Below are 23,628 nucleotides of genomic sequence, written 5' to 3'. Positions count from 1 at the left end.
TCCGGTGCGGCGCCCGCCTTCCGGGCGCCGGTCACCGAGAGGTCGGAGCGGCCGCGGCGTTCTCGACCTGCCCCGACAGCAACTAGAGGACTAATTGCGATCGGTCAGTATTCGTCGTGCCGCTTCCACCAGCTCCCTGGCGCGTCCGTCCCCCGGCTGGACTCCTCCCAAGCCTCCTGGCGCCCGAGCGGCGTCAGGTCCAGGTAGCGCAGCGTCCCCACCAGCTGGTCGCCGCCGCGAGCGGTGGTGAAATAGGTCCGGAACACGTCTTCGCCGTCGCGCAGGAAGACGCTGATGCCGAACCCGGTGCCGATGCCGCAGTCCGCGGTGAAGTCGCTGCCGCTCGCCGAGACCCACGGGACGGTCCAGCCCATCCGCTCCTTGTACCGCTCGATTTCGGGCAGCGTCGCCGGCGCGACCACGTACAGCGTGGTGTCGCGGGCGTGCAGGTGGGCGAGGTGCCCGATGTTGTCCACGACCATCGAGCAGCCGGGGCAGCCCGCCTTCTGCCCGGGGCTGAGCATGAAGTGGTAGACGATCAGCTGTCGTCGTCCCTCGAACAGGTCCAGCAGTGTCACCCGGCCTTGCGGTCCGTCGAATTCGTACTTGCCGTCGTAGCGGACCATCGGCAGGCGACGGCGTTCGGCGGCGACCGCGTCCGCGGCGCGGGTGAGTTCCTTTTCCTTGGCCAGCAACGCGTTTCGCGCGATGTGCCATTTGTCCTGCGAGACTATTTCCGGCAGTGCCGTGCTCTCAGTCATTGCGATCGCCCTTCTGTAGTTCGGCCAGATGTTCCTCCAGCCGGTCGAAGCCGCCTTCCCAGAAACGCCGGTAACGCTCGACCCAGTCGGAGATCTCGCCGAGCGGGGCGGCCTCCAGTCGGCAGGGCCGCCATTGCGCCGTGCGGCTCCGGCTGATCAAGCCCGCGCGCTCGAGGACCTTCAGATGCTTGGAGACGGCCTGGAGGCTGACCGAAAAGGGCTCGGCCAGCTCGTTGACGCTGGCCTCGCCGGTGGAGAGCCGGGCGAGAATCGCCCGCCGGGTGGGGTCCGCCAAGGCGGCGAACGTGGCGCTGAGCTGATCAGTGGTCATTGCTGCTCAATCGATCGGTTGTTTAACCCTTCGGTTGAATATACTGGTGCGAGTCGATCTGTCAAGGACGAGTGAGAGCGCCATCACGCGAGCGAATGGGTTTAAAATAGTAGGAAGTCCTAGTATTTTTAAAAAGATGAGCAGCGACCTGCACCGGCCCGTGAACCCTGTTCGCTTCGTGACGGCGTCGAGTCTCTTCGACGGACACGACGCGTCCATCAACATCATGCGGCGCATCCTGCAGTCGCAGGGCGCGGAGGTCGTGCATCTCGGGCACAACCGGTCGGTCGACGAGGTCGCCACCGCGGCCATCGCCGAGGACGTCCAGGGTGTGGCCATCAGTGCTTATCAGGGTGGGCACGTCGAGTACTTCAGCTACTTGGTCGAGCTGCTGAACGAGCGCGGAGCCGGACACATCAAGGTGTTCGGCGGCGGCGGTGGCGTCATCGTCCGCGAGGAGATCGACCTGCTGCACTCGCGGGGCGTCGCGCGGATCTTCTCGCCCGAGGACGGCTACGAGATGGGCCTCCCTGGCATGATCAACCTGATGATCAAAGCCTGCGACACGGATCTGTCCGCGCAGTCGCCGGGCTCGCTCGACAAACTGTTTTCCGGTGACATCCCCGCGCTTTCCCGAGTCATCACCCAGTTGCAGCGTGAATCGCTGCCGCGGGAGTGGCTCGACAAGGTAGCCGAAGCCGCCAAGGCGCGGACGACGCCGGTCCTCGGCATCACCGGAACGGGTGGTTCGGGCAAGTCGTCGCTCACCGACGAGCTGATCCGCCGCTTCCGGCTGGACCAGGAGGACAAACTCCGCATCGCCGTGCTGGCCGTCGACCCGTCGCGCCGTAAGGGCGGCGGAGCGCTGCTCGGTGACCGGATCCGGATGAACTGCCTCGACGGCAGCCCGGTCTACTTCCGCTCGCTGGCCACCCGGACCACCAGTGGCGAGATCCCCACCGGCCTCTCGGAGTCGATCCTCGCCTGCAAGGCCGCGGGCTTCGACCTGGTGATCGTCGAGACGCCGGGTATCGGCCAGGGCGACGCCGGCATCGTCGACTACGTGGACCAGTCGCTGTACGTCATGACGCCGGAGTTCGGCGCGGCGTCGCAGCTGGAGAAGATCGACATGCTCGACTTCGCCGACGCGGTGGCGATCAACAAGTTCGAGCGCCGCGGCGCCGAGGACGCCCGTCGTGACGTCGCCCGCCAGCTCGTCCGCAACCGTGAGGCGTTCAGCTCCTCGCCCGACGACATGCCGGTCTACGGCACCAGCGCCGCGAAGTTCAACGACGACGGCGTCACCGCGCTGTACCAGCACTTGCGTGACACCCTCGCCGAACGCGGCCTGACCGTCTCTCCCGGCGTGCTCCCGAAGGTCGCGGGCAAGGTGTCCACCGACGCCAGCACGATCATCCCGGCCAACCGGACGCGCTATCTCGCGGAGATCTCCGACATCGTCCGCGGCTACCACACCAAGACCGAGCAGCAGGTCGCCGCGCTGCGCAAGCACGAACACCTCGCCGCCGCCAAGGAGGCGCTGGCCGCCGTCGACGCGAGCACCGACGCGCTCGACGGGCTGCTCGCCGCCGCCGAGTCCGATGTGGACGGTGAGTCGACAACTCTGCTGTCGCGTTTCCAGGAACTCGCCGAGTCCTACCGCGCCGATGAGCTGGTCGTGAAGATTCGTGACAAGGAACTGCGCACCCAGCTCTGGCGTGAGACGCTGTCCGGCAACCGGATCCCGCGCGTGGCGCTGCCGCGCTACACCGAGTCCGGCGAACTGCTGTCGTTCCTGCGCCGCGAACACCTGCCGGGATATTTCCCCTACACCGCGGGCGTTTTCCCGTTCAAGCGCGAGGGTGAGGACCCGGCGCGGATGTTCGCCGGCGAGGGCGACCCGTTCCGCACCAACAAGCGGTTCAAGCTGCTCTCGGCCGACTCCGACGCGAAGCGCCTTTCGACCGCCTTCGACTCCGTCACTCTCTACGGGCACGACCCGCACACCCGACCCGACATCTACGGCAAGGTCGGCACCTCCGGCGTCTCCATCGCGACGTTGGAGGACATGGAGGTGCTCTACGACGGCTTCGACCTGACGTCGCCGAGCACTTCGGTGTCGATGACGATCAACGGGCCGGCGCCGACGATTCTCGCGTTCTTCCTCAACACCGCGATCGACCAGCGTGTGGCGGCGTTCAAGGACGAGCACGGCCGCGAGCCGTCCGAAACCGAGGTCGCCGAACTGCGCGAATGGGCGCTGCGCAACGTCCGCGGCACCGTGCAGGCGGACATCCTCAAGGAGGACCAGGGGCAGAACACCTGCATCTTCTCCACCGAGTTCAGCCTGCGGATGATGGCCGACATCCAGGAATGGTTCATCGAGCACGGCGTCCGGAACTTCTACTCGGTGTCGATCTCCGGCTATCACATCGCCGAGGCCGGGGCGAACCCGATTTCGCAGCTGGCGTTCACCCTGTCGAACGGCTTCACCTACGTCGAGAGCTACCTCGCGCGCGGGATGAGCATCGACGACTTCGCGCCGAACCTGTCGTTCTTCTTCTCCAACGGCATGGACGCCGAGTACTCGGTGCTGGGCCGGGTGGCGCGCCGGATCTGGGCCGTCGCGATGCGGGAGCGCTACGGCGCCAACGAGCGTTCGCAGAAGCTCAAGTATCACGTGCAGACCTCGGGCCGGTCGCTGCACGCGCAGGAGATGAGCTTCAACGACATCCGCACCACGCTGCAGGCGCTGTGCGCACTGTACGACAATGCGAACTCCTTGCACACCAACGCTTTCGACGAGGCGATCACGACGCCGTCGGAGAGCTCGGTGCGGCGCGCGATGGCCATCCAGATGATCATCAACAAGGAATGGGGCCTGTCGAAGAACGAGAACCCGTTGCAGGGCTCGTTCATCATCGACGAGCTGACGGATCTGGTCGAAGAGGCCGTCCTGCTGGAGTTCGACCGGATCTCCGAACGCGGTGGCGTGCTGGGCGCGATGGAGACCGGCTACCAGCGCGGCAAGATCCAGGACGAGTCGATCCTCTACGAGCGTCAGAAGCACGACGGCACGTTGCCGATCATCGGCGTCAACACCTTCCGCAACCCGAACGCCGGCGAGGACGACGTCGAGGTCGAACTCGCGCGGGCGACCGAGGACGAGAAGGTCTCGCAGTTGCACCGGCTGGAGGACTTCCAGCACCGGCACCACGCTGAGGCGCAGGTCGCGCTCAAGACGCTTCGCGAAGCGGCGACCCGCGGCGGCAACCTGTTCGGCGTACTGATGGACGCGGCGCGCGTATGCTCGCTCGGCCAAATCACCGAGGCGTTCTTCGAGGTGGGCGGGCAGTACCGGCGCAACGTCTAGGTGTACTGCCCTGGGAGGTGGTGAACGGGAGCGACACGTGGGTTGATGATATGGCTGGGTGAGGGACCAGCTGATGTCGCGGCCCGGCTGCGGAACTCCGAAAGCACGCTTCGAGAGACACGGCCTAGCGGCTCGGGAATATCGCGGGGCGTGACCGGGTAGTTGCTGACATGGAGATCGGAATCGCCACCTTCATCACCGATGAAGGCATCAGGCCGGACGTCCTGGCAGCCGCCGCCGAGGAGCGCGGGTTCAGCTCGCTGCAGATCGCGGAACATTCGCACATCCCGGTCAGCCGGGAGACGCCGTACCCGGGCGGCGGCGAGCTGCCGCACGTGTATTACCGGACCTTGGACCCGTTCGTCGCGCTGACGGCGGCGGCCGGGGCCACCTCGAAGCTCAAACTGGGCACGGGCGTCGCGTTGCTGCAGCAGCGCGACGTCATCCACACGGCGAAAGAGGTCGCCTCGCTGGACCTGGTTTCGCGAGGCCGGTTCATCTTCGGCGTCGGCGTCGGGTGGAACCGGGAGGAAATGCGCAATCACGGCACGGATCCGCGCACGCGGGGCGCGCTCGTCGACGAGCAACTCGCCGCGCTGAAGGAGATCTGGGCCAAGGACGAGGCTGATTTCCATGGCGAGTACGTCGACTTCAACCCGATTTACGCGTGGCCGAAGCCGGTGCAGAAGCCGCATCCGCCGATCTACATCGGCGGCGCGGGGGAGAAGGTGCTGCAACGGATCGCCAAGTTCGGTGACGGCTGGCTGCCCCACGCCCACACCCCGCCGGAGGACCTTCGCCAGGCGCGCCAATGGCTCGCCGACCAGGGCCGGAGTGACCTCAAGTTCTCCGCTTTCGGTGCCTCCCCGGACGAAGAGCAGCTGCGCGGGCTGGTGAGCGGTGGTGTCGACGAGGCCACGTTGTTCCTGCCGACCGAGCCCGAAGCGGCGACACTGGAGCGACTCGACCGGTACGCGAAGGTCGCCGAGAACTTTCGGAAGGGGCAACAGGCGTGACTGAGGTTCAAATCGGCTTGGCCGCGGCACTCGAGCAGTTCTCGCCGCGTGAATCGATCCGGCTGGCGGCGCTGGCCGAACAGCACGGATTCTCCGGCCAGATGGCCGCCGACCACTTCCAGCCGTGGGTCCCTCAACAGGGTGAAGCGTCCTTCGTGTGGAGCGTGCTCGCTTCGCTGGCTGAGAACACCACCGGCGACCTCGGGCCGGGCGTGACCTGCCCGTCGTTCCGGCTGCACCCGTCGATGGTCGCGCAGGCCGCGGCGACGCTCGAGGCGACCTACCCTGGCCGGACCTGGCTCGGTATCGGCTCCGGCGAGGCGCTCAACGAACACATCATCGGCGGCTACTGGCCCGAAGCGCCCGAGCGGGTGCGGCGGATGTTCGAGGCGCTCGAGGTCATCCGGAAGCTGTTCACCGGCAAGGACGTCAAGCACAGCGGCGAGTTCTTCAAGCTGCACACCACCCGCCTGTGGACGCTGCCGGACGAGCCGCCGCCGATCTACATCGCGTCGGCAGGCCCGTACACCTCGCGCAAGACCGGCGAACTCGCCGACGGGCTGATCACGCCGGGCGCGTCGATCGAGAAGCTGGCGGGAATCCTCGACAACTTCGGGACCGGCGCGCGCAAGGCGGGCAAGGACCCGGACTCGATGCCGAAGCTGCTACAGGTGCACCTGTCGTGGGCCGAGGACGACGAGACGGCGTGGGCCAACGCGATGGAGCAGTGGCCCAACGGCGGCATGAAGTTCCCGAAGGCCGACATCCGCTCGCCGTTCGACTTCGCGCAAATGGCGAAACTGGTGCGGCGTGAGGACTTCGAGGGCCGCATGGTCGTCTCGTCCGACCCGGACGTGCACCGTGCCGCGCTGCAGAAGTACGTCGACGCCGGCTTCAACCGGATCTACGTACACAACGTGGGCCGGAACCAGGACGAGTTCATCGAGACCTTCGGGCGGGACGTACTTCCGAAGCTGACCGCCTAAGGCGTGTCTCTCGAACTGGGGTTGGCAGGTTGGGCGAGGACACGCGCGTGCGTTTTTTGGCCGGAGGCCTTGGATTTGCGGAGGCGGGCCGCTGATACGGCTGGGTGAGGGACCAGTGGATGTCGCGGCCCGGCTGTGGAAATCCGAAAGCACGCTTCGAGAGACACTGCCTAGTGTCGCGTGATCCTGCTTGCTTGACGTTGGGTTTCGTTCCTCGGACGGCGATCTCGCGTGATCAGACGGCGGTTACGCGTGATTGGACGGCGATCTCCGGAGATCGCCGTCTGATCACGGGTAAGACCTGCAGGATCACGCAACACTAGGCCCCGCGAGTTTCTTCAGGCGTTCTTGTCCAGCAGCAGGTGCACCGACAGCTCCAGCCGGTTCGCGACGTCGGCCGCCGAAGCGCGCCGGGTCACCCAGGCGACCAGGTTCGCCATCCAGACGTCGGCGATGACGTGGAAGATGTCGCGATCGGCCTCGGTCGGGTCCTCGATGCCCATGGCCTTGGCGAACATGTTCTCCATCAGCCGCCCGACCTGCTCGACCTCGGCGGCGGCGGTGGTGTCGGCGAACATGAACGCGCGGACCATGGCCTCGGTGAGGTGCGGATCGCGCTGCATCAGCCGGGTGTTGCGGCCGAGGACGAACATCAGCCGCTCGCTCGCGGTGTCGCCAGGGATGGCGGAGCGTTCGAGTTTCTCTTGCGCGCGCTCGAATTCCCTGGCCAGCCCGGAGACGAGCAGGTGAATCTTCGAGGGGAAGTAGCGGTACAGTGTGCCGAGCGCGACGTCCGCCTTCTCGGCGACCGCGCGCATCTGGACCGCGTCGTACCCGCCTTTCGCGGCGAGCGTGAGGGTCGCGTCGATGATGCGGCGCCGCCGGTCGCGTTGTGCCGCGGAGCCGAGTTCGTCGCCGCCCAGCGCGGAGAGACCGGTGCCGCTACGCGCCTTCGCGCTCGTGGGTGCCTTGGCCTTCCCTGGCATCGCCACGTCCCCCTTCATCGAACCGATCTTCGGAACTTGTTCCACTTCCCCCGCGTAGCGTACCCAAGCGGACGAACTGTTCGAGACGTGACCCACTGGGCAAGAAAATGTAACGCGTTCTACACTCGCGAGTAGGTCCGAGTATGGCCACGGCGAGGAGGTCCCACCCGTGTCGATCGCGCTCACCGAGGAACAGGCGGCACTGGCCGCGTCGATCCGGGCATGGGCGGCGGCCACCCGGCCCGTCGACGCCGTCCGAAGTGGCCGGATCACCGAGCCGCCGCCGGGACTGGCGGAACTCGGCTTGTTCGGCGTCGCGATTCCCGAAGACGTCGGCGGCGCCGGCGGCACGCTCGTGGATCTGGCCGCCGGACTCGCCGAAGCCACCGAAGCACTCGTCCCCGGTCCTGTCCTCGGGACGGTGTTGGGCGGCGCGTTGCTCGCGACGGTTCCGCAAGCCGCCAAAGAGATCCTGCCCGGCCTCGCGGACGGGAGCGAACGGCTGGCGGTGGTGCTCGGCCCCGGGTTCCTCGTCTCCGGTTCGGTCGTGGACGGCGAGTCGGGACCGGCTCTCGACGTTCACCCTTCGGCGTGGCTGCTGGTCTCCGCCGGCGACGTCTCCGCACTCGTTCCACCCGGGACGTCCGGAGTGGACATCGAGCAGTGCGATCCGTTCGACGCCTCCCGCCCGGTCGGCCGCGTCAGGTGTGCCGGTGCGTCACCCGAGGCGGTTTTCGAATCGCTCCCCGTGGACGCCTACGCCGCCACGCTCGGTGCCGCCGAAGCCGCCGGTATCGCACGATGGTGTCTCCGGACCGCCGTCGAGTACGCGAAAGTGCGAGAGCAGTTCGGCCGTCCCATCGGGTCGTTCCAGGCGATCAAGCATCTTTGCGCGGAGATGCTCTGCCGGGCCGAAGCCACCGATGCCCTGGCGTGGGACGCGGCGAGGGCGGCAGACGACCCCGCGCAGCATTCTTTCGCGGTCGCGACGGCGGCGGCCTACGCTCTCGACGCGGCCGTGGCCAACGCGAAGGACTGCATTCAGGTCCTCGGCGGCATTGGATTCACCTGGGAGCATGACGCGCACTTCTACCTGCGTCGCGCCGTCGCCCTGCGTCAGTGGCTGGGCGGTTCCGCCCGGTGGCGCCGTCGCGCCGCCGAACTCGCGCTCCGCGGCGACCGCCGGACGTTGCGTGTCGAGGCCGGTGAGGACGCCGAACTCCGTGTCCTGGTAGGCGAAATCGCCACCCTGCCCGAGCCGGGACGGCGTGCCGCACTGGCCGATTCGGGACTGCTGGCACCGCACTGGCCCGCGCCGTACGGCCGGGGCGCCACGGCCGCCGAACAGTTACGGATCGACGCCGCCCTCATCGATGCCGGTATCCGCCGTCCCGACATGGTCATCGGCTCCTGGGCGATCCCGACGCTGCTCGAACACGGTTCTCAGGAGCAGCGAGACCGCTTCGCCGCGCCCACTCTGCGCGGCGAGATCACCTGGTGCCAGCTGTTCAGCGAGCCCGAAGCAGGCTCCGACCTCGCGTCGCTCCGCACGACGGCCCGGCGCGCCGACGGCGGCTGGCTGCTCAACGGCCAGAAGGTGTGGACGTCGCTCGCGCGTGAAGCCGATTGGGCGATTTGCCTGGCGCGCACCGATCCGGCCGCGCTCAAGCACAAGGGCATCACGTACTTCCTCGTCGACATGACCACCGGCGGGATCAGCACGCGCCCGCTGCGCGAGATCACCGGTGACGCCGTCTTCAACGAGGTCTTCCTCGACGACGTCTTCGTGCCGGACGACATGGTGGTGGGTGAGGTGAACGGCGGCTGGCGGCTCGCGCGGACGACGCTGGCCAACGAACGCGTCGCGCTCGGCAGCGGCTCCGCGGTGGGAGAAGGCGTCGAGAACGTTCTCGCCACTCTCGGCGACGACGCCGACCTGGAGAAGCTGGGCGCGCTGATCGCCGACGGCAGCGCGTGTTCGGTCCTGGACCTGCGGGCGACCTTGCGGCGGCTCGACGGCCAGGACCCGGGCGCCGAGTCGAGCGTGCGCAAGCTGCTGGGCGTCCGGCATCGGCAGGCGGTGGCGGAGTTCGCGCTGGAGGCACTCGGTGAGAACGCCCTCGTCGCCGGTGACCCCGCGCAGCACGAGTTCCTGCTGACCCGCTGCCTCAGCATCGCGGGCGGCACGACGCAGGTGCTGCTGTCGCTGACGGCGGAGCGGTTGCTGGGGCTGCCGCGGTCCTGAAAGTCCCTGTCACGGCTCCGCGGCGTGCTATGAACGGTCCGTTCATAGCAGGATTTGTGAGGAACGGACCGTTCATAGCACGTCCCGCGCGCCGCCTGTCGGTCCCGTGCTCTAGCGTGCGGGGCGTGGAGTTCGGCACAGAAACCCAAGCCACCTTCGTCCCCTCGGATCCCCCGCGGGACGGCGTGTTGGCGCTCTGGGGAGAAGGCGTAGAGGGTGACACCGCGATCGAACTCGTGCTGCCGGCGGGAAAGGTCTTCCGGCGAACGAAGGTCGACGCGGCGCTCGTCCCGTTGTCACGCGCGATTCCGCGGTTGCTGGTCGCGGAGGGCGACTTGAGCCCGGCCGTCGCCGCGTGGTCGGCCGCCGTCGAGGCCGGGGTGAACCTCATCGCCCGCGGCAGGCTGCTGCCCGCGGCCTCACCCGGTGGGGTGGATTCATGGCGGGTCGGCCCGCTCGACGTCGCCGACGAGGAGATGCTGCGCGGGCTCGCCGCCGCGCTGCCGCCCGAGGCGCACGCGCTGCCGTTGTCCGGGCTGAAGCGGATCAGGTTGCATTCACCGGAGTCTTTGATCCGCGCGCTCTGGGACGCGACGGCGGACGTACTGGTCCGCACGCCGGCCGCGAGCGTCGCGGCGGGCGGTCCGGCGTTCGCTTCGGCCGAGTCGACGCTGGTCGGGCCGGACGGCGCCGCGTGGCTCGCGGAATTGAACACCCGGCAGGCGCAGGACGCGCATCTCGTCCTGCGTATGGAGGTGTCCGAATCCGAGAACCCCGACGAAGAGCCCACTTTCGCCGCCGTCCTCGCCGTGCGGAGCGCCGCAGATCCGAGCCTGATCGTCGAGGCGGCGACGTTGTGGGACGCGCCCGAAGCGGTATTGGAGCGGATGGGCGAGCAGGTCGAGACGCAGTTGCTGCTCGGGCTGCGGCGAGGTGCCAGGGCGTGGTCGCCGCTCGGCCGCATGCTGCGATCGGCCGCGCCGACCGAGCTGGCGCTGGAGTACGACGAGGTCGTCGACCTGCTGACCCACGGGGACGTGGCGCTGGGCGGCGCCGGTATCGAGGTGCAGTGGCCGATGGATCTGTTCGCGGGCGAACTCAAGGCGAAGGCGAGCGCGACGCAGACCCCCGGCAGTGTCACCGGGCCCGAGTTCACGCTCAAGAGCCTGTTGCAGTTCCGCTGGCGGCTGAGCCTCGGCGACGAGGAACTCACCGACGCCGAGGTCACCGCGCTCGCCGAGGCGAAACGGCCGCTGGTGAGGCTGCGCGGCAAATGGGTCAAGGTCGACGCGCGCCTGCTCGCGAAGGTGCGCGCTCACCGCGCGAAGAAGCTGTCCGGCGCCGAAGCGCTGGCCGCGGCGCTCACCGGCGAACTGGAACTGGACGGCGAGAAGGTCGAGTTCACCGCCCCGTCGGCGCTGACGGGGCTGCTCCAGCGGATCCGTGACAGCGCCGCGGAACCGATAGAGCAGCCCGCGGAACTGCGGGCGACCCTGCGGCCGTATCAGAAGGCGGGCCTGGCGTGGCTGGCGACGATGACCGGGCTCGGACTCGGCGCCTGCCTGGCCGACGACATGGGGCTCGGCAAGACGATCCAGCTCATCTCCCTGCATCTGCACCGCCGTCCGCTGAAGGAAGGTCCCACACTCGTCCTGTGCCCGACGTCGTTGCTTGGCAACTGGGAACGCGAATTCGCCCGGTTCGCGCCGGACGTCCCGGTGCGCCGGTTCCACGGCGGCGGCCGGCACCTCGACGAGGTCGCGCCGGACGAGGTCGTGCTCGCCACGTACGGCGTCCTCCGCCGGGATCGCGCGACCCTGTCCGAAGTGGACTGGGGGATGATCGCCGCCGACGAGGCGCAGCACGTCAAGAACCCGCTTTCGGTCACCGCCAAGGAACTGCGGAAGATCCCGGCGGCGGCGAAGGTCGCACTGACCGGGACGCCGATGGAGAACCGGCTCACCGAACTGTGGTCCATTGTGGACTGGACGACCCCAGGTCTGCTCGGCTCGCTCGACGGGTTCCGCCGCAAGGTCGCCCGTCCGATCGAACGGAACTCCGACACCGTCGCGACCGAACGGCTCGCCGCCACCGTGCGGCCGTTCCTGTTGCGCCGTAAGAAGACCGACCCGGACATCGCCCCCGAACTCCCGCGCAAGACCGAGACCGACCGGTTCGTCCCGCTCACCGCCGAGCAGACGACGCTGTACGAGGCCGTCGTCCGGGAGAACCTCGCGATGATCCGCGAGCTGAACGGGGTGGCGAGGCGCGGGCAGGTGCTCAAACTGCTCACCGAACTCAAGCAGATCTGCAACCATCCGGCGCAGTACCTCAAAGAGCCCGGCGTACTGCACGGCCGGTCCGGCAAGCTCGCCGCTTTCGAGGAACTGCTCGACGTCATCCTCGACGAGGGCGACAGCGTGCTCGTGTTCAGCCAGTACGTCCAGCTGTGCCGCCTGCTGGAGAAACGCCTGGCCGAACGCGGACTGCCGACGATGCTGCTGTCCGGGTCGAGTACGCCCGAGGTCCGCGAGGACATGGTCGCCCGGTTCCAGGCGGGCGAGGTGCCGGTGTTCCTGCTGTCGCTCAAGGCGGGCGGGGTCGGGCTCAACCTGACCAAGGCCACCCACGTGATCCACTACGATCGCTGGTGGAACCCGGCGGTCGAGGACCAGGCCACCGACCGCGCGTACCGGATCGGGCAGGACAGGCCGGTCCAGGTGCACCGCCTGATCTCCGAAGGCACGCTCGAGGAGCGCATCGCCACCGTCCTGGAGACCAAACGCGGCCTGGCCGACGCGGTCATCGGCGCCGGCGAGAACTGGATCACCGAGCTGTCCGACGACGAACTCGCCGACCTCGTCCGACTCGGGGACACCTGATGCCCAGCGTGACCGGGCGGAAACGGCGCACCTTCGGCAACACGTGGTGGGGCAAGGCGTGGGTCGAGGCTTTGGAAGACCGCGCCAAACTCGACCCGAACCGGCTGCCGCGCGGGCGGACGTACGCGCGCAAGGGCACGGTCAGCGACCTTGCGGTCGGCACGGGCGAGGTGACGGCCCGGGTGTGGGGCAGCCGAGCCGTGCCGTACCGGGTGACCATCCACATGCGGGCGTTCACCGAGGAGCAGTGGGAAAGCCTGCTCGGCATGGTCGGCTCGCGGCTCGGGCACGTCGCCGCCCTCCTCGACGGCGAATTGCCCGGCGAGCTGGCCGGGGACGCGCGGGCCGCCGGCGCGGACCTGCTCCCCGGCCCGGGTGATCTGCGTCCGAAGTGTTCCTGCCCCGACAGCGCGGACCCGTGCAAGCACGTCGCCGCGGTGTACTACCTGGTCGCGGAAGAGGTCGACGCCGATCCGTTCGTGCTGTTCCTGCTGCGCGGCAGACCGCGGGAGGCCGTCCTCGCGGAACTGCGGTCCCGCCGGGCGCCCGCGAACGAGTCCGGCGAGCGGGTGCGCGCCCCCGCCGCGCCCGGCGTCGACCCGAAACGCGCCTACACCCGGCGGATCGCGGCGTTGCCGCCGCGACTGGCGGTCCCGGGCACGGTCGGGCCGCCCGCGGTCCTCGACCTCGATCCGCCGCACCGCACGGGCTGGAGCAGTGACACGTTCGCGGAACTCGCCGCCGACGCCGCCGCGAGGGCCTGGGAACTGCTGGTCATGGGGCCCGGCCGCGAACCGGAGCTGACGTTCGAGGAAGACCTCGCCCGCCGGGCGGCGACAGGCGATCCGGACGTGGTCACCGAACTCGCCGAGGCCGCGGGGATGCCGGTGCGGGACCTCGCCGTCTGGGCCCAGGCCTGGCGCGAGGCGGGCCTGGGCGGGATGGCGGTGGTCCGGGAGGTCTGGCGGCCGGGGCAGGCGCCGCTCGCGCAGGCCAGGGCGGACTTGGCCGAATCAGGGCTGCCGGGAGCGCCGAAGACCTGGCGGAACCGGATCACCCAAGGTGACCTGCAACTGCGCTACGGCCGTGACGAACGCTGGTACCGCTTCGTGCGCGACGGTGAGGGCTGGCGGGTCGACGGTCCGCCGTCCACGCGGCCGACGGACGTGATCTACCCACCCTGACCTCGAGCCTCGTGAGCGGTGAGGAGTTGAGCGTGGAGGAGGGACGTTCAACGCATTGCCGCGAAGGGAGCCTTCACCGCGTGCGATGCGGTGAAAGTCCCCTTCACCCGGCGCGGCACGACGAACCGTCCCTACCAGTCACGAGGGGCCGGGCTGGCGCCGCCAGGTGCGGTGACTCCATTCCAGGAACCGTTCCACCCCGCGGACCACGTGTGCGCTGCGGATCGACGGAAAGACGTCGAAGGCGTGCTGCGCGCCGGAGATCTCCGCGTAGGCGACTTCACGCTGGGACTTCTCCCGCAGGCGCCGCACGAATTCGCGGGCCTCACCGACCGGCACCAGTGAGTCGTGGACGCCGTGGATGACGAAGAACGGCGGCGCGTCCTCGGTGATCCGGTCCAATGGTGACGCCGCGACGTAGTCGTCGAGGAAGTTCACCGGGTCCTTGTCCGCCTCGAAGACGTGCCGGGCGATCAGGGTCTTCAGCCGTGTCTGGCTGGAACGCCGTCCGCTGGTCGCGGCGAAGTCGTACACGCCGTAGTGCGGGGCGCACGCCTGGACGCTGGTGTCGGCCTCGGTGAAGCCGGGCTGCAGTGCCGGATCGTTCGCGGTCAGTGCCAGCAGCGCCGCGAGATGCCCGCCCGCGGAACCCCCGGTCACCGCCACGAACGACGGGTCGCCGCCGTAGGACTCGGCGTTGTCCCGGATCCAGGCCAGCGCGCGTTTCGCCGCGATGATGTGCGCGGGCCACCGGGCGGCGGGGGAGAGCGGGTAGTTGATCGCGACGCAGATCCAGCCGCGTTTGGCCATGTGCAGCATCAGCGGAAGGCCCTGCTGGTCCTTGTTGCCGATCACCCACGCGCCGCCGTGCACCTGCAGCAGGATCGGCGCGCCGGTGACCTTCTCGCGTGGCGCGTAGACGTCGAGCAGGAACCGCTTCCCGCCGGGGGCGTAGGCGATGTCGCGCGTCCGCCGGACCTCGGGGTCGCGCATGCGGAACGGCATCGCCAGCTGACCCCACGGTGTCGCGAGGTCGGTCGGGCTCGGCGGGTGCTCGAGTTCCCCGGTATAGGCCTTGCCGATGCCTTCGGTGAGCGCGGTTTCGATCTCGTCGCGCGCTCGCTGGGACTGGACGATCAGCGTGCCGAGCCCGGCCGCCGACGCGGCCGCGAGGGTGAGACCGGCCTTGCTCGATCCGCCCCGGTGCCGGGCGACGTGCGCCGCCACGTCGGCCGCGGTGAGCGCGAGCAGATGCGGGGCGAGCTCCCCGGTGAGCCAGCCCGCGAAGAACGCCGGAACCGCTGTCCGGGCGCCACGCGGCGGCTTGAGCGCGTTCGCGGCGAGCGCGAGCTGGAGTGCCTGGCGGAGGACGAAACTCGGCTGCATGGGCACCGATCCTACCGCCGGGTAACGGCCTAGAACCGGTTACAGAGTTGCCCAGGGTGACTTTTATGCGGAGATTGAGTGGTCTGGACGCGAGTTTTCCTCTACTTGGAGACACCCGCCCAGATCCTGCACGTGTGCGGGCTGCTCACCCTGGGCGGTTCGGCCATGCCCGGCGGCTACGATTTCGAGCGCCGCCGTTTCTCGTGGGGGTTGCCGTCCGGCCGCCTTCCGGATAAGACTAGAACAGGTTTCAGTATTGTGCCCGGTCGGCCCGGTGAGGAGCTAGTGTGGACTTCCAGTTCGACGAGACACAGACCGAGGTCACCGCGCTGACCGCGCGCGTGCTCGGCAAGGAGCGTGAATCCGCCGGAACGTGGCGCGCGCTCGCCGATTCCGGTCTGCTCGCGCTGGCGCTGCCCGCCGAACTCGGCGGTGACGGCCTCGGCGTTGCCGAAGTCGCCTTGGTCCTGACCGAACTCGGCCGCGTCGCCTCTCCGGTGCCCGCGCTGGCGACGCTGGCCTTCGGCGTCCTGCCCGTCGGGGCGCTGGGCGGGCCGGAACAGCGGGCCGCTCTGCTGCCGCCGGTCGCCGCGGGCGAATCCGTGCTCACGGCCGCGCTGCACGAACCTTCCGCGCCGTTCACCACCCGGCCCGCGACCGTGGCGGAGTCGGCGGGGGGCTGGCGGCTGAGCGGGGTCAAGGTCGGCGTGCCGTTCGCGGCGGAGTCGGCTCGGATCTTGACACCCGCCTCGCTGCCCGGCGGCACCGGCGTCTTCCTGGTCGACCCGCGGGCGGACGGCGTGACGCTGACGCCGACGAGAACCTCTTCCGGCACGCCGGACCACACGATGACGCTGGATTCCGTGACCGTCATCGACGCCGACCTCCTCAATGGACACGGCCCCGGCGAATCGATCGCCACCCTCCACCGGTTCGCGCTCGCGGGTGCGGTGGCGTTCGGCGACGGGCTCCTCGCCGGCGCGCTCGCGCTGACCACCGCGTACGTCGGCGAACGCGAGCAGTTCGGGCGTCCGCTGGCGGCGTTCCAGGCGGTGGCGCAGCAGATCGCGGACGTCTACGTGGCCTCGAGAACCGTCCAGCTGGCCGCGCGGTCGGCGGTCTGGCGGCTCGCGGCGGGACTCGACGCCGAAGCGGAACTCGACATCGCGGCGTACTGGCTGGCGGAGGAGGCGCCCGACGCGCTGGCCGTCTGCCACCACCTGCACGGCGGGGTCGGCGTGGACGAAACGTATCCGCTGCACCGGTTCTCGTCGGCGGTCAAGGATCTCGGACGGACACTCGGCGGCGCCTCGCATCGGCTGGCCGAACTGGGCGAACTGGCGGTGGGGTGACACGATGCTGATCGAACTGACCGCAGCACAACGACAACTGCGTGCGGAACTGCGAAAGTACTTCGCCGGACTGGTGAGTGCCGGCGAACGGCACGCGATGCTGCGTGAGCGGCACGGCCCGGTGTACCGCGAGATCGTGCGGCGGATGGGCCGCGACGGCTGGCTCGGCGTCGGTTGGCCGGAACGGTACGGCGGCCGGGGTTTCGGAGAGATCGAGCAGCACATCTTCGTCGACGAGGCCGCCCGCGCCGACGTCCAGCTGCCGTCGGTGACGCTGCAGACCGTCGGGCCGACGTTGCAGGCGTTCGGCACCGAGGCGCAGAAGACCTTTTTCCTGCCCCAAATTCTCGCGGGGGAGGTGCATTTCGCCATCGGGTACACCGAACCGGACGCGGGCACGGACCTCGCGTCGCTGCGGACGACGGCGGTGCGTGAGGGCGAGGAGTACGTCGTCAACGGCCAGAAGACCTTCACCACCGGCGGGCACGACGCCGACTACCTCTGGCTCGCCGTGCGGACCGCGCCGGACGCGCCGAAGCACAAGGGGATCTCGATCCTCATCATGGACACCCGCGATCCGGGCTATTCTTGGACGCCGATCATCACTTGCGACGGCGCGCACCATGTGAACGCCACCTACTACTCGGACGTCCGGGTTCCGGCGGACATGCTGGTGGGCAAGGAGAACGAGGGCTGGCGGCTGATCACCACGCAGCTCAACCACGAGCGCGTCATGCTCGGCCCGGCCGGGCGCATCGGCGGGCTCCACGACCGGGTCCGCGACTGGGCGGCGTCCAGGAAGACGCCCGAGGGAACACCCTTGCTTCACTTGCCCGACGTGCGCAACGTACTCGCCGAAGCGTTCGCGTCCGCCCGTGTCAACGAACTGCTGAACTGGCAGGTCGCGGCGTCGTCGGCGACCGGACCGGTGGCGGTGGCCGACGCCTCCGCCACCAAGATCTTCGGTTCCGAACGCATCCAGCGGTTGGCCAGGAGACTGGAGGAGATCGTGGCACGACACGGCGATCAGGCCGACGCCGAAACCGCGGAACTGGCCCGCTGGCTGGACGTGGTGGCCAAGCGCAACCTGGTGCTGACCTTCGGTGGCGGCGTCAACGAGATCCAGCGCGAACTGATCGCCACGGCGGGTCTCGGCTTGCCGAGGGTGCCGCGATGAGCATCCAGGAGGCGGCCGAACGGATCGCCGCGCAGGGGCAATCCGCGCCGCGGGCGGCCCGCGACGCGGTCAACCAGGCGATGGTGAACAACTGGGTCGAGGCCATCGGTGACCGCAATCCCGTGTATGTCGACGAAGAGTTCGCCGCGAGGAGTGTCCACAAGGGACTCGTCGCGCCGCCCGCGATGGCGCAGGTGTGGACGATGGGTGGGTTGCGTTGGACCCGCGCGTCGGACGACCCGCTCGGGGCGATGATGGAGGTGCTCGACGAGGCCGGGTTCACCTCGGTCGTCGCGACCGACTCCGAGCAGAACTACCACCGCTACCTGCGGCACGGCGAACACGTCTCGGCGACCGCGAAACTCGAGAGCGTCGTCGGGCCGAAACGCACCGCGCTCGGCGAAGGCTGGTTCGTGACGACGAAGACCACTTGGTACGTCGGCGACGAGGCTGTCGCGGACATGATGTTCCGGGTGCTGAAGTTCCGCCCACCGGGCGCCGGACCCGCCAAAGCGACCGCTCCGGTGCTGCGGCCGGTGATCAGCAAGGACACCGAGTTCTTCTGGGCCGGGCTGCGCGAAGGCGAACTGCGGATCCAGCGGTGGGGCGAAACCCTGCGGCATCCACCAGGGCCGATGCCGCCCGACGGCGACCTCGACGCGAAACCGGATTACATCGTCGCGTCCGGGCGCGGAACGGTCTACAGCTACGTGGTGCATCACCATCCGAAGGTTCCGGGCAAGGATCTGCCGGTCGTGGTGGCGCTCGTCGAACTGGAGGAAGGTGTCCGGGTGACGGGCGAACTGCTCGACGCCGATCCCGAAACCGTCCACATCGGACTTCCGGTGGAGGTCGCGTTCGTGAAGATCGACGAGGAACTGACGTTGCCCGCTTGGCGGGTCGCGCGATGAAGAACTGTTCGGCCGGCACCGAGTTGCCGCCGCTGACCATCGAGGCCACCCCGACGTTCGTGGTGAGCACGGCCGTCGCGACCCGGGACTTCCAGGACGTCCACCACGATCGTGACGCCGCTGTCCGACGCGGGTCGAAGGACATCTTCCTCAACATCCTCACCGACACCGGCCTGGTGCAGCGGTTCGTGACCGACTGGGCGGGACCGGAGGCGTTCGTGCGGTCGATCAAGATCCGGCTCGGCGTGCCCTGTTACGCCTACGACACCCTGACCTTCACCGGGCGGGTCCTGGAACGCGACGGTGACGACGTGGTGATCTCCGTGTCCGGTGTGGACAGTCTCGGCGAACATGTGGTGGGCACCGTGACGGTCACCATGGGAGGCGAGTGATGACCCTGTCCGGGAAGGCGGCGATCGTCGGGATCGGCGCGACGGAGTTCTCCAAGGATTCCGGGCGCAGCGAACTGCGATTGGCTGCCGAAGCGGCTTCGAACGCGCTGAAGGACGCCGGGCTCTCTCCGTCCGATGTGGACGGTCTGGTCTCGTTCACCATGGACGGCAACAGTGAGATCGCCGTCGCGCGGGAACTCGGCATCCCCGAACTCAAGTTCTTCAGCCGGATCCACTACGGCGGCGGGGCGGCGGCCGCGACCGTGCAGCAGGCCGCGATGGCCGTCGCGACCGGCGTCGCGGACGTCGTCGTCGCGTACCGGGCCTTCAACGAACGGTCGGGGATGCGGTTCGGTCAGGTTTCGTCGGCCGCAGCGGGGCAGGTGAACTCCTCCGGCGTCGACAACGCGTTCCACTACCCGATGGGGATCGCGACGCCCGCCGCGACCGTCGCCATGCTCGCCCGGCGCTACCTGCACGAGTACGGCGCGACCAGCGAGGACTTCGGCAGGATCGCCGTCATCGACCGCGCTCGCGCGGCGACGAACCCGAAGGCGTGGTTCTACGGCAAGCCGATCACGCTCGAAGACCACCAGGCCTCCCGCTGGGTCGCCGAACCGTTGCACCTGCTCGACTGCTGCCAGGAGAGCGACGGCGGTGTCGCGCTGGTGGTGACCAGCGCCGAGCGGGCTCGTGACCTGCCGCACCGGCCCGCCGTGATCGCGGCGGCCGCGCAGGGGAGTGGTCCGGACCAGTACGTGATGACCAGCTACTACCGTGACGACCTCCCGGCGCTGCCCGAGATGGGCGTCGTCGGGCGGCAGCTGTGGGAGCAGTCCGGCCTTGGTCCCGGGGACATGGATCTCGCCGTACTGTACGACCACTTCACCCCTTATGTCCTGATGCAGCTGGAAGAACTGGGCTTCTGCGGCAAGGGGGAGGCCAAGGACTTCATCAGCGGAGGCACCCTGGAACTCGACGGGAAGCTGCCGCTCAACCCGCACGGCGGGCAGCTGGGGGAGGCCTACATCCACGGGATGAACGGGATCGCCGAAGGGGTCCGGCAGGTGCGGGGCGACGCCGTCAACCAGGTCGACGGGGCTTCACGGGTGCTGGTGACCGCCGGTACGGGCGTACCTACGAGCGGACTGGTCCTGACCGCGGGCTGAGATCACCTCATTGCCCGATGGTGTACTAGAGCGGTACCTGCCACGGTGAGAGGGATACCGGCTGGGAGGTGCCATGTCTGGACCAAGCGTTGTCGCGTGGACCCTGACCGCGGTGTTCGCCGCGCTGGTCCTGCCCTGCGTGCTGAGACTCGTCCGGCTGGACTACGGACGACTGGGCGCGGCGGTCCGCAACGGTGATCTGGCCGAACTGCTGCTCGTCGTCGCCATGGTCGCGATGCTGTCACCGGTGGGCGGCCCCATCCCCGCGGCGGGCTGGCAGGCGGTGCTGGCGCTGACCGCGGGCTGGTTCGCCGTCTCGTGGTGGAAGGGGCGGCGGTCCGGGCACGCCGAGTGCGGGCACCACGCCGTCTCCGCCGCGGCGATGCTGTTCATGGTGACGTTCATGCCGCACAGCGAGGTCTCCCACGGGCCGTGGCTGGTGATGTCCGGCCCCGGTGCCGCTTCGGCGCTGTGGTTGTCGCTGGTTTTCGGTGTCGTGGCGGCGTATTTCGCGGTGGACGCGGTCCGCGCCGGGGTCCAGGCGGCGCGGGGCGCCGGTGGCTCCGGTCGGGTGTCGCGGTGGGTGTGCCGGGTGATCATGGGGCTGGGGATGGGCTACATGCTGGTGGGCGCCGCACTTTGACGGTGTGGACGCCGCTCGGAAGTACATGAAGGCCCCCCCTTCCTGTACCTAGGCGCAGGGTCCCGGCAAAGTCGCGGAGCTGGTCAAGCGGGTGGTGAGTGGCGATCGGGGTTCTCCCCGACCTGTGTTTGCCTACTGGCTGAAGCGGCGTCATCCTCCCGCTCGACCGAGTTGACCTTGATGAACGGAGGATCGGGGACTTTGAGTGTCCCCGATCCTCCGTTGATCCTGGTCCGAGGCCTTGCGCCGTCGGGCTGATCACACGTGGGTAAGCAACTGCCGGTCCGCCTTGACCTGAATCGCCACTCACGACCGGAGGTGGCGCAGTCGTCAAGCGCGGCCGCCCCCCGGTGTCGCGAAAGCCACTTTCGCGACGTCAGAGGTCCCGAAAGTGGCTTTCGCGACACCGAACGGCAGTTGCGCGACTCTGCCGGAGCCCTTGCGCTAGGCGCAAGGAAGGGAGCCTTCATGTACTGCGGGTCCTTGCCCAAGCCGTCAGACGCCGATCCGCCGGACCACACCGTCTTCGGCCGCCTCAGCGGCGGGAAGGACCTCGGCCGGGTTGTCCGCCGCCCACTTGCCCGCGGCCGCGATGTCCTTGTCGAGCGCGACGATCAGTGCTTCCGACGACGGGTACGCCTGCTGCTCGCGCAGATGGTGGCCCAGCCACACGGTCAGCACCTCGCCGTAGAGGTCCCCGCCGAAATCGAGCAGATGTGCCTCGACGAGCCGGTAGCCGTCCGCGCCGTAGTACGTCGGCCGCCTGCCGACCGAGATCGCCGCCGCGATCCGGGTACCGTCCGCGCGTTCGACCCACCCAGCCCACACTCCGTCGCCGACCTGGCCGTCCTGGTCGCGCAACGCGATGTTGGCGGTCGGGAACCCCAGTTCCCGCCCCCGCTGGTCGCCCTTCTCCACCTGGCCACGGACCAAGAAGTACTCCGCCGTCATTCCGCTCCCCGTCCCTGACGTCACGAAAGCCATGAATACCACGCCCCGACCGGCAGGTCGACCGCCGTCCACGCGGCGAGAGGCGTCCTAGGAGTCCACTGTGTACTCCAGGGCGCCCTGCCGCCGCGATAGCGGGGCCTTCGGCCGAGGGAGGTTCATGCGTGGTGTCCTTGCCAGGGGGACATCTCAGCTCCGCCACCCGGCTGAATCACGTCGTGACGAGCCGGTATCCCAGGTCCAGCTCGGTCCGGCCCAGCAGGCCGACGTGACGCCGGTGCCAGTGCCCGTCGGCGAGGTCTGCGCGCAGCCGCTCCACCGCCGACGCGACGACGTTCTGGTCCAGCAGCGCGACACCGGACATCCCCGCGCGCACGCGGTCCGACAGGTAGGCCTCCGGCCTGCGCCAATACGCGCCGAGGAACCCGTCGACACAGTTCGAGGGCACCGGCAGCGGAGCCACCGACGGTGTTTCGCCCGCCGCGCTCAACTCCTCGACGACCCGGTCGAGGCAGGCCAGCCTGCTCTCGTGCTCGGCGATCTCCGGCAGGTAGTCCCGCACCAGCCAAAAGCGCGCGAACACCGCCTGGTCCCAGGTCACGATCACCTGGCGACGGGACACGCGCCGCAACTCGGCCAGTCCGGTGGTCACGTCCGTCCAGTGGTGCACGGTGAGCACCGCCAGCCCGGCGTCGAAGGCTCCGTCGGGGAAGGGCAGCCGTTCCGCGCACGCCTGGACGGCGGGGGCGGCGGTGGCCGGACGCTGCCCGATCATCCGCCGCGACGGTTCGACGGCGATCACGCCACGGTCTTCCGGCTCGTAGGAACCGGCTCCGGCGCCGACGTTGACCACCGATCGCGCGTCGGCGAGAGCGGCGGTCACGGCGGCCGCGATCCGGGGATCCGGACGTCTCGATCGCGCGTAGTCCCGGCCGAGTTCGGCATACGGGTCGCTGATCAAGGTGCGCACCTCGCCGAGTCTAACCAGAGCCCTTACCAGCGGGTATGAGGATTCAGTCTGTCGTGGTCAATAAAGTGTCGGAAAGAACAGGCGCGTCGTCCCGTTCGGGTGCCGTGGTCGTGATCAGCAGCCCGGCGGGCTCGCGCCAGACGCGGGTCCGCAGCGGTTCGCCGGGGAAGACGACGCCGGCGAACTTCGCCGAAAACGACGCGACGCGGGAGGTGTCCCCTTCCAGCAGTTCGTCGGTGACGGCCTTCGCGACGACGCCGTAGGTGCACAGGCCGTGCAGGATCGGCTTGTCGAACCCGGCCGCCGCGGCGAACGCGGGATCGGCGTGCAGGGGGTTGCGGTCGCCGCAGAGCCGGTAGAGCAGCGCCTGCTGTGGCAGCGTCGGTGTGTCGATGACCACGTCCGGTTCCCGCGACGGGAGTTCGACGCGATCGGACGGTCCGCGTTCGCCGCCGAAACCTCCTTCGCCACGGGCGAAGATGCTCGACCGCAGTGTCCACAGTGGAGTTCCGCCGGAGTCGGTGGCGACCGTCTCGTTCACGATCACCGCCGCCTTGCCCTTGTCGAAGACGTCGACGATCCGCGTCCTGGCCACGGCCTTGCCCGCCGCCGGGATCGGCCGGTGCGCGATCACCTCCTGCTTGCCGTGCAACACCTTCCCGAGGTCGACCTCGACGCCGGGGAACGAGACCGCGGGTGGCTCGAATACCCGCAGGTTCGCCGCCACGGTGGCGAACGTGGGCAGCACCTGGATGCCGTCCTCATAGGTGTAGCGCAGCTCCCGGGGGCTCATCGGATCCGCGCCCGCGCCCAGCGCCAGGTGGTAGAGCTGCACGTCCGAGGCGGTCCAGGCGAAACTCACCTCGCCGAGATCGGCGCCGATCGCGACCGCGGGGTCGATGGGCACGGGGAACTC

Annotated in this window: 19 protein-coding genes; 12 read left to right on the top strand and 7 right to left on the bottom strand. The window is 69.0% G+C overall.

Annotation, left to right across the window (positions count from 1 at the left end; translation table 11 throughout):
* Positions 1-104: 104 nt before the first annotated feature.
* Positions 105-761 (bottom strand): DUF899 domain-containing protein, encoded by a 657-nt coding sequence (locus ACM6LR_RS18080; protein WP_414944150.1) that lies wholly within the window; start codon positions 759-761, stop codon positions 105-107.
* A complete protein-coding gene (locus ACM6LR_RS18075) occupies positions 754-1,092 on the bottom strand; it encodes an ArsR/SmtB family transcription factor (RefSeq protein ID WP_414937414.1) in 339 nt (112 codons plus the stop codon). Before ACM6LR_RS18075 ends, ACM6LR_RS18080 begins: the two co-directional genes overlap by 8 nt.
* Before the next feature lie 136 nt (positions 1,093-1,228).
* Between ACM6LR_RS18075 and icmF the strand changes: the two genes are divergently transcribed.
* The 3 genes from icmF to ACM6LR_RS18060 all read left to right on the top strand — a co-directional run bounded on the left by icmF (position 1,229) and on the right by ACM6LR_RS18060 (position 6,467).
* Positions 1,229-4,465, top strand: a complete 3,237-nt coding sequence (icmF, locus tag ACM6LR_RS18070; RefSeq protein WP_414937415.1) for a fused isobutyryl-CoA mutase/GTPase IcmF — start codon at positions 1,229-1,231, stop codon at positions 4,463-4,465.
* Positions 4,466-4,635: 170 nt separating this feature from the next.
* Entirely contained in the window at positions 4,636-5,481 is an 846-nt protein-coding gene (locus tag ACM6LR_RS18065) for an LLM class F420-dependent oxidoreductase (protein WP_414944149.1), read from the top strand.
* Entirely contained in the window at positions 5,478-6,467 is a 990-nt protein-coding gene (locus ACM6LR_RS18060) for a TIGR03557 family F420-dependent LLM class oxidoreductase (RefSeq protein ID WP_414937417.1), read from the top strand. Before ACM6LR_RS18065 ends, ACM6LR_RS18060 begins: the two co-directional genes overlap by 4 nt.
* 338 nt (positions 6,468-6,805) lie before the next feature.
* Here ACM6LR_RS18060 and kstR read toward each other — a convergent pair whose 3' ends face one another.
* Complete coding sequence (gene kstR, locus ACM6LR_RS18055; protein WP_414937943.1) at positions 6,806-7,453, bottom strand: cholesterol catabolism transcriptional regulator KstR; 648 nt, start codon at positions 7,451-7,453, stop codon at positions 6,806-6,808.
* Positions 7,454-7,622: 169 nt separating this feature from the next.
* On the opposite strand from kstR, the gene ACM6LR_RS18050 reads away from it, so the two are divergent.
* The 3 genes from ACM6LR_RS18050 to ACM6LR_RS18040 all read left to right on the top strand — a co-directional run bounded on the left by ACM6LR_RS18050 (position 7,623) and on the right by ACM6LR_RS18040 (position 13,764).
* Complete coding sequence (locus ACM6LR_RS18050) at positions 7,623-9,698, top strand: acyl-CoA dehydrogenase family protein (RefSeq protein WP_414944148.1); 2,076 nt, start codon at positions 7,623-7,625, stop codon at positions 9,696-9,698.
* A gap of 116 nt (positions 9,699-9,814) precedes the next feature.
* Positions 9,815-12,580, top strand: coding sequence for a DEAD/DEAH box helicase (locus ACM6LR_RS18045; RefSeq protein ID WP_414944147.1), 2,766 nt, complete (start codon positions 9,815-9,817; stop codon positions 12,578-12,580).
* On the top strand, positions 12,580-13,764 hold the full coding sequence (locus ACM6LR_RS18040) for an SWIM zinc finger family protein (protein ID WP_414937420.1): 1,185 nt from the start codon (positions 12,580-12,582) through the stop codon (positions 13,762-13,764). Before ACM6LR_RS18045 ends, ACM6LR_RS18040 begins: the two co-directional genes overlap by 1 nt.
* 138 nt (positions 13,765-13,902) lie before the next feature.
* Here ACM6LR_RS18040 and ACM6LR_RS18035 read toward each other — a convergent pair whose 3' ends face one another.
* A complete protein-coding gene (locus ACM6LR_RS18035) occupies positions 13,903-15,150 on the bottom strand; it encodes an alpha/beta hydrolase fold domain-containing protein (RefSeq protein ID WP_414937421.1) in 1,248 nt (415 codons plus the stop codon).
* Positions 15,151-15,437: 287 nt separating this feature from the next.
* On the opposite strand from ACM6LR_RS18035, the gene ACM6LR_RS18030 reads away from it, so the two are divergent.
* The 6 genes from ACM6LR_RS18030 to ACM6LR_RS18005 all read left to right on the top strand — a co-directional run bounded on the left by ACM6LR_RS18030 (position 15,438) and on the right by ACM6LR_RS18005 (position 20,794).
* A complete protein-coding gene (locus ACM6LR_RS18030; protein WP_414937422.1) occupies positions 15,438-16,502 on the top strand; it encodes an acyl-CoA dehydrogenase family protein in 1,065 nt (354 codons plus the stop codon).
* Between the two features lie 4 nt (positions 16,503-16,506).
* Positions 16,507-17,679, top strand: a complete 1,173-nt coding sequence (locus tag ACM6LR_RS18025; RefSeq protein WP_414937423.1) for an acyl-CoA dehydrogenase family protein — start codon at positions 16,507-16,509, stop codon at positions 17,677-17,679.
* A complete protein-coding gene (locus tag ACM6LR_RS18020) occupies positions 17,676-18,590 on the top strand; it encodes a bifunctional MaoC family dehydratase N-terminal/OB-fold nucleic acid binding domain-containing protein (RefSeq protein ID WP_414937424.1) in 915 nt (304 codons plus the stop codon). Before ACM6LR_RS18025 ends, ACM6LR_RS18020 begins: the two co-directional genes overlap by 4 nt.
* On the top strand, positions 18,587-18,982 hold the full coding sequence (locus tag ACM6LR_RS18015; protein WP_414937425.1) for a MaoC family dehydratase: 396 nt from the start codon (positions 18,587-18,589) through the stop codon (positions 18,980-18,982). The genes ACM6LR_RS18020 and ACM6LR_RS18015 overlap by 4 nt, the downstream gene beginning before the upstream one ends.
* Entirely contained in the window at positions 18,982-20,151 is a 1,170-nt protein-coding gene (locus ACM6LR_RS18010) for a lipid-transfer protein (RefSeq protein ID WP_414937426.1), read from the top strand. Before ACM6LR_RS18015 ends, ACM6LR_RS18010 begins: the two co-directional genes overlap by 1 nt.
* Positions 20,152-20,224: 73 nt before the next feature.
* Complete coding sequence (locus ACM6LR_RS18005; RefSeq protein ID WP_414937427.1) at positions 20,225-20,794, top strand: DUF5134 domain-containing protein; 570 nt, start codon at positions 20,225-20,227, stop codon at positions 20,792-20,794.
* Between the two features lie 495 nt (positions 20,795-21,289).
* Here ACM6LR_RS18005 and ACM6LR_RS18000 read toward each other — a convergent pair whose 3' ends face one another.
* From ACM6LR_RS18000 to ACM6LR_RS17990, 3 genes are all read right to left on the bottom strand, one after another.
* The gene (locus tag ACM6LR_RS18000; RefSeq protein WP_414937428.1) at positions 21,290-21,745 is read right to left on the bottom strand and encodes a riboflavin kinase; all 456 of its coding nucleotides are present in this window, start codon (positions 21,743-21,745) and stop codon (positions 21,290-21,292) included.
* A gap of 208 nt (positions 21,746-21,953) precedes the next feature.
* Entirely contained in the window at positions 21,954-22,703 is a 750-nt protein-coding gene (locus ACM6LR_RS17995; RefSeq protein ID WP_414937944.1) for a class I SAM-dependent methyltransferase, read from the bottom strand.
* Positions 22,704-22,755: 52 nt separating this feature from the next.
* Positions 22,756-23,619, bottom strand: a complete 864-nt coding sequence (locus ACM6LR_RS17990; protein ID WP_414944146.1) for a MaoC/PaaZ C-terminal domain-containing protein — start codon at positions 23,617-23,619, stop codon at positions 22,756-22,758.
* Positions 23,620-23,628 lie beyond the last annotated feature (9 nt).

Source organism: Amycolatopsis sp. cmx-11-32 (genome assembly GCF_047608695.1).
Lineage (GTDB): Bacteria > Actinomycetota > Actinomycetes > Mycobacteriales > Pseudonocardiaceae > Amycolatopsis.
Note: the sequence above shows the minus strand (reverse complement) of the source record. Positions and strands in the feature narration are given on the sequence as shown.

Excerpts from the sequence above, each read along its gene's own strand:
- ACM6LR_RS18080 (WP_414944150.1), bottom strand. The coding sequence starts at position 761 with ATGACTGAGAGCACGGCACTGCCGGAAATAGTCTCGCAGGACAAATGG.
- ACM6LR_RS18075 (WP_414937414.1), bottom strand. The coding sequence starts at position 1,092 with ATGACCACTGATCAGCTCAGCGCCACGTTCGCCGCCTTGGCGGACCCC.
- icmF (WP_414937415.1), top strand. The coding sequence starts at position 1,229 with ATGAGCAGCGACCTGCACCGGCCCGTGAACCCTGTTCGCTTCGTGACG.
- ACM6LR_RS18065 (WP_414944149.1), top strand. The coding sequence starts at position 4,636 with ATGGAGATCGGAATCGCCACCTTCATCACCGATGAAGGCATCAGGCCG.
- kstR (WP_414937943.1), bottom strand. The coding sequence starts at position 7,453 with ATGCCAGGGAAGGCCAAGGCACCCACGAGCGCGAAGGCGCGTAGCGGC.
- ACM6LR_RS18040 (WP_414937420.1), top strand. The coding sequence starts at position 12,580 with ATGCCCAGCGTGACCGGGCGGAAACGGCGCACCTTCGGCAACACGTGG.
- ACM6LR_RS18035 (WP_414937421.1), bottom strand. The coding sequence starts at position 15,150 with ATGCAGCCGAGTTTCGTCCTCCGCCAGGCACTCCAGCTCGCGCTCGCC.
- ACM6LR_RS18025 (WP_414937423.1), top strand. The coding sequence starts at position 16,507 with ATGCTGATCGAACTGACCGCAGCACAACGACAACTGCGTGCGGAACTG.
- ACM6LR_RS18020 (WP_414937424.1), top strand. The coding sequence starts at position 17,676 with ATGAGCATCCAGGAGGCGGCCGAACGGATCGCCGCGCAGGGGCAATCC.
- ACM6LR_RS18015 (WP_414937425.1), top strand. The coding sequence starts at position 18,587 with ATGAAGAACTGTTCGGCCGGCACCGAGTTGCCGCCGCTGACCATCGAG.
- ACM6LR_RS18010 (WP_414937426.1), top strand. The coding sequence starts at position 18,982 with ATGACCCTGTCCGGGAAGGCGGCGATCGTCGGGATCGGCGCGACGGAG.
- ACM6LR_RS18005 (WP_414937427.1), top strand. The coding sequence starts at position 20,225 with ATGTCTGGACCAAGCGTTGTCGCGTGGACCCTGACCGCGGTGTTCGCC.
- ACM6LR_RS18000 (WP_414937428.1), bottom strand. The coding sequence starts at position 21,745 with ATGACGGCGGAGTACTTCTTGGTCCGTGGCCAGGTGGAGAAGGGCGAC.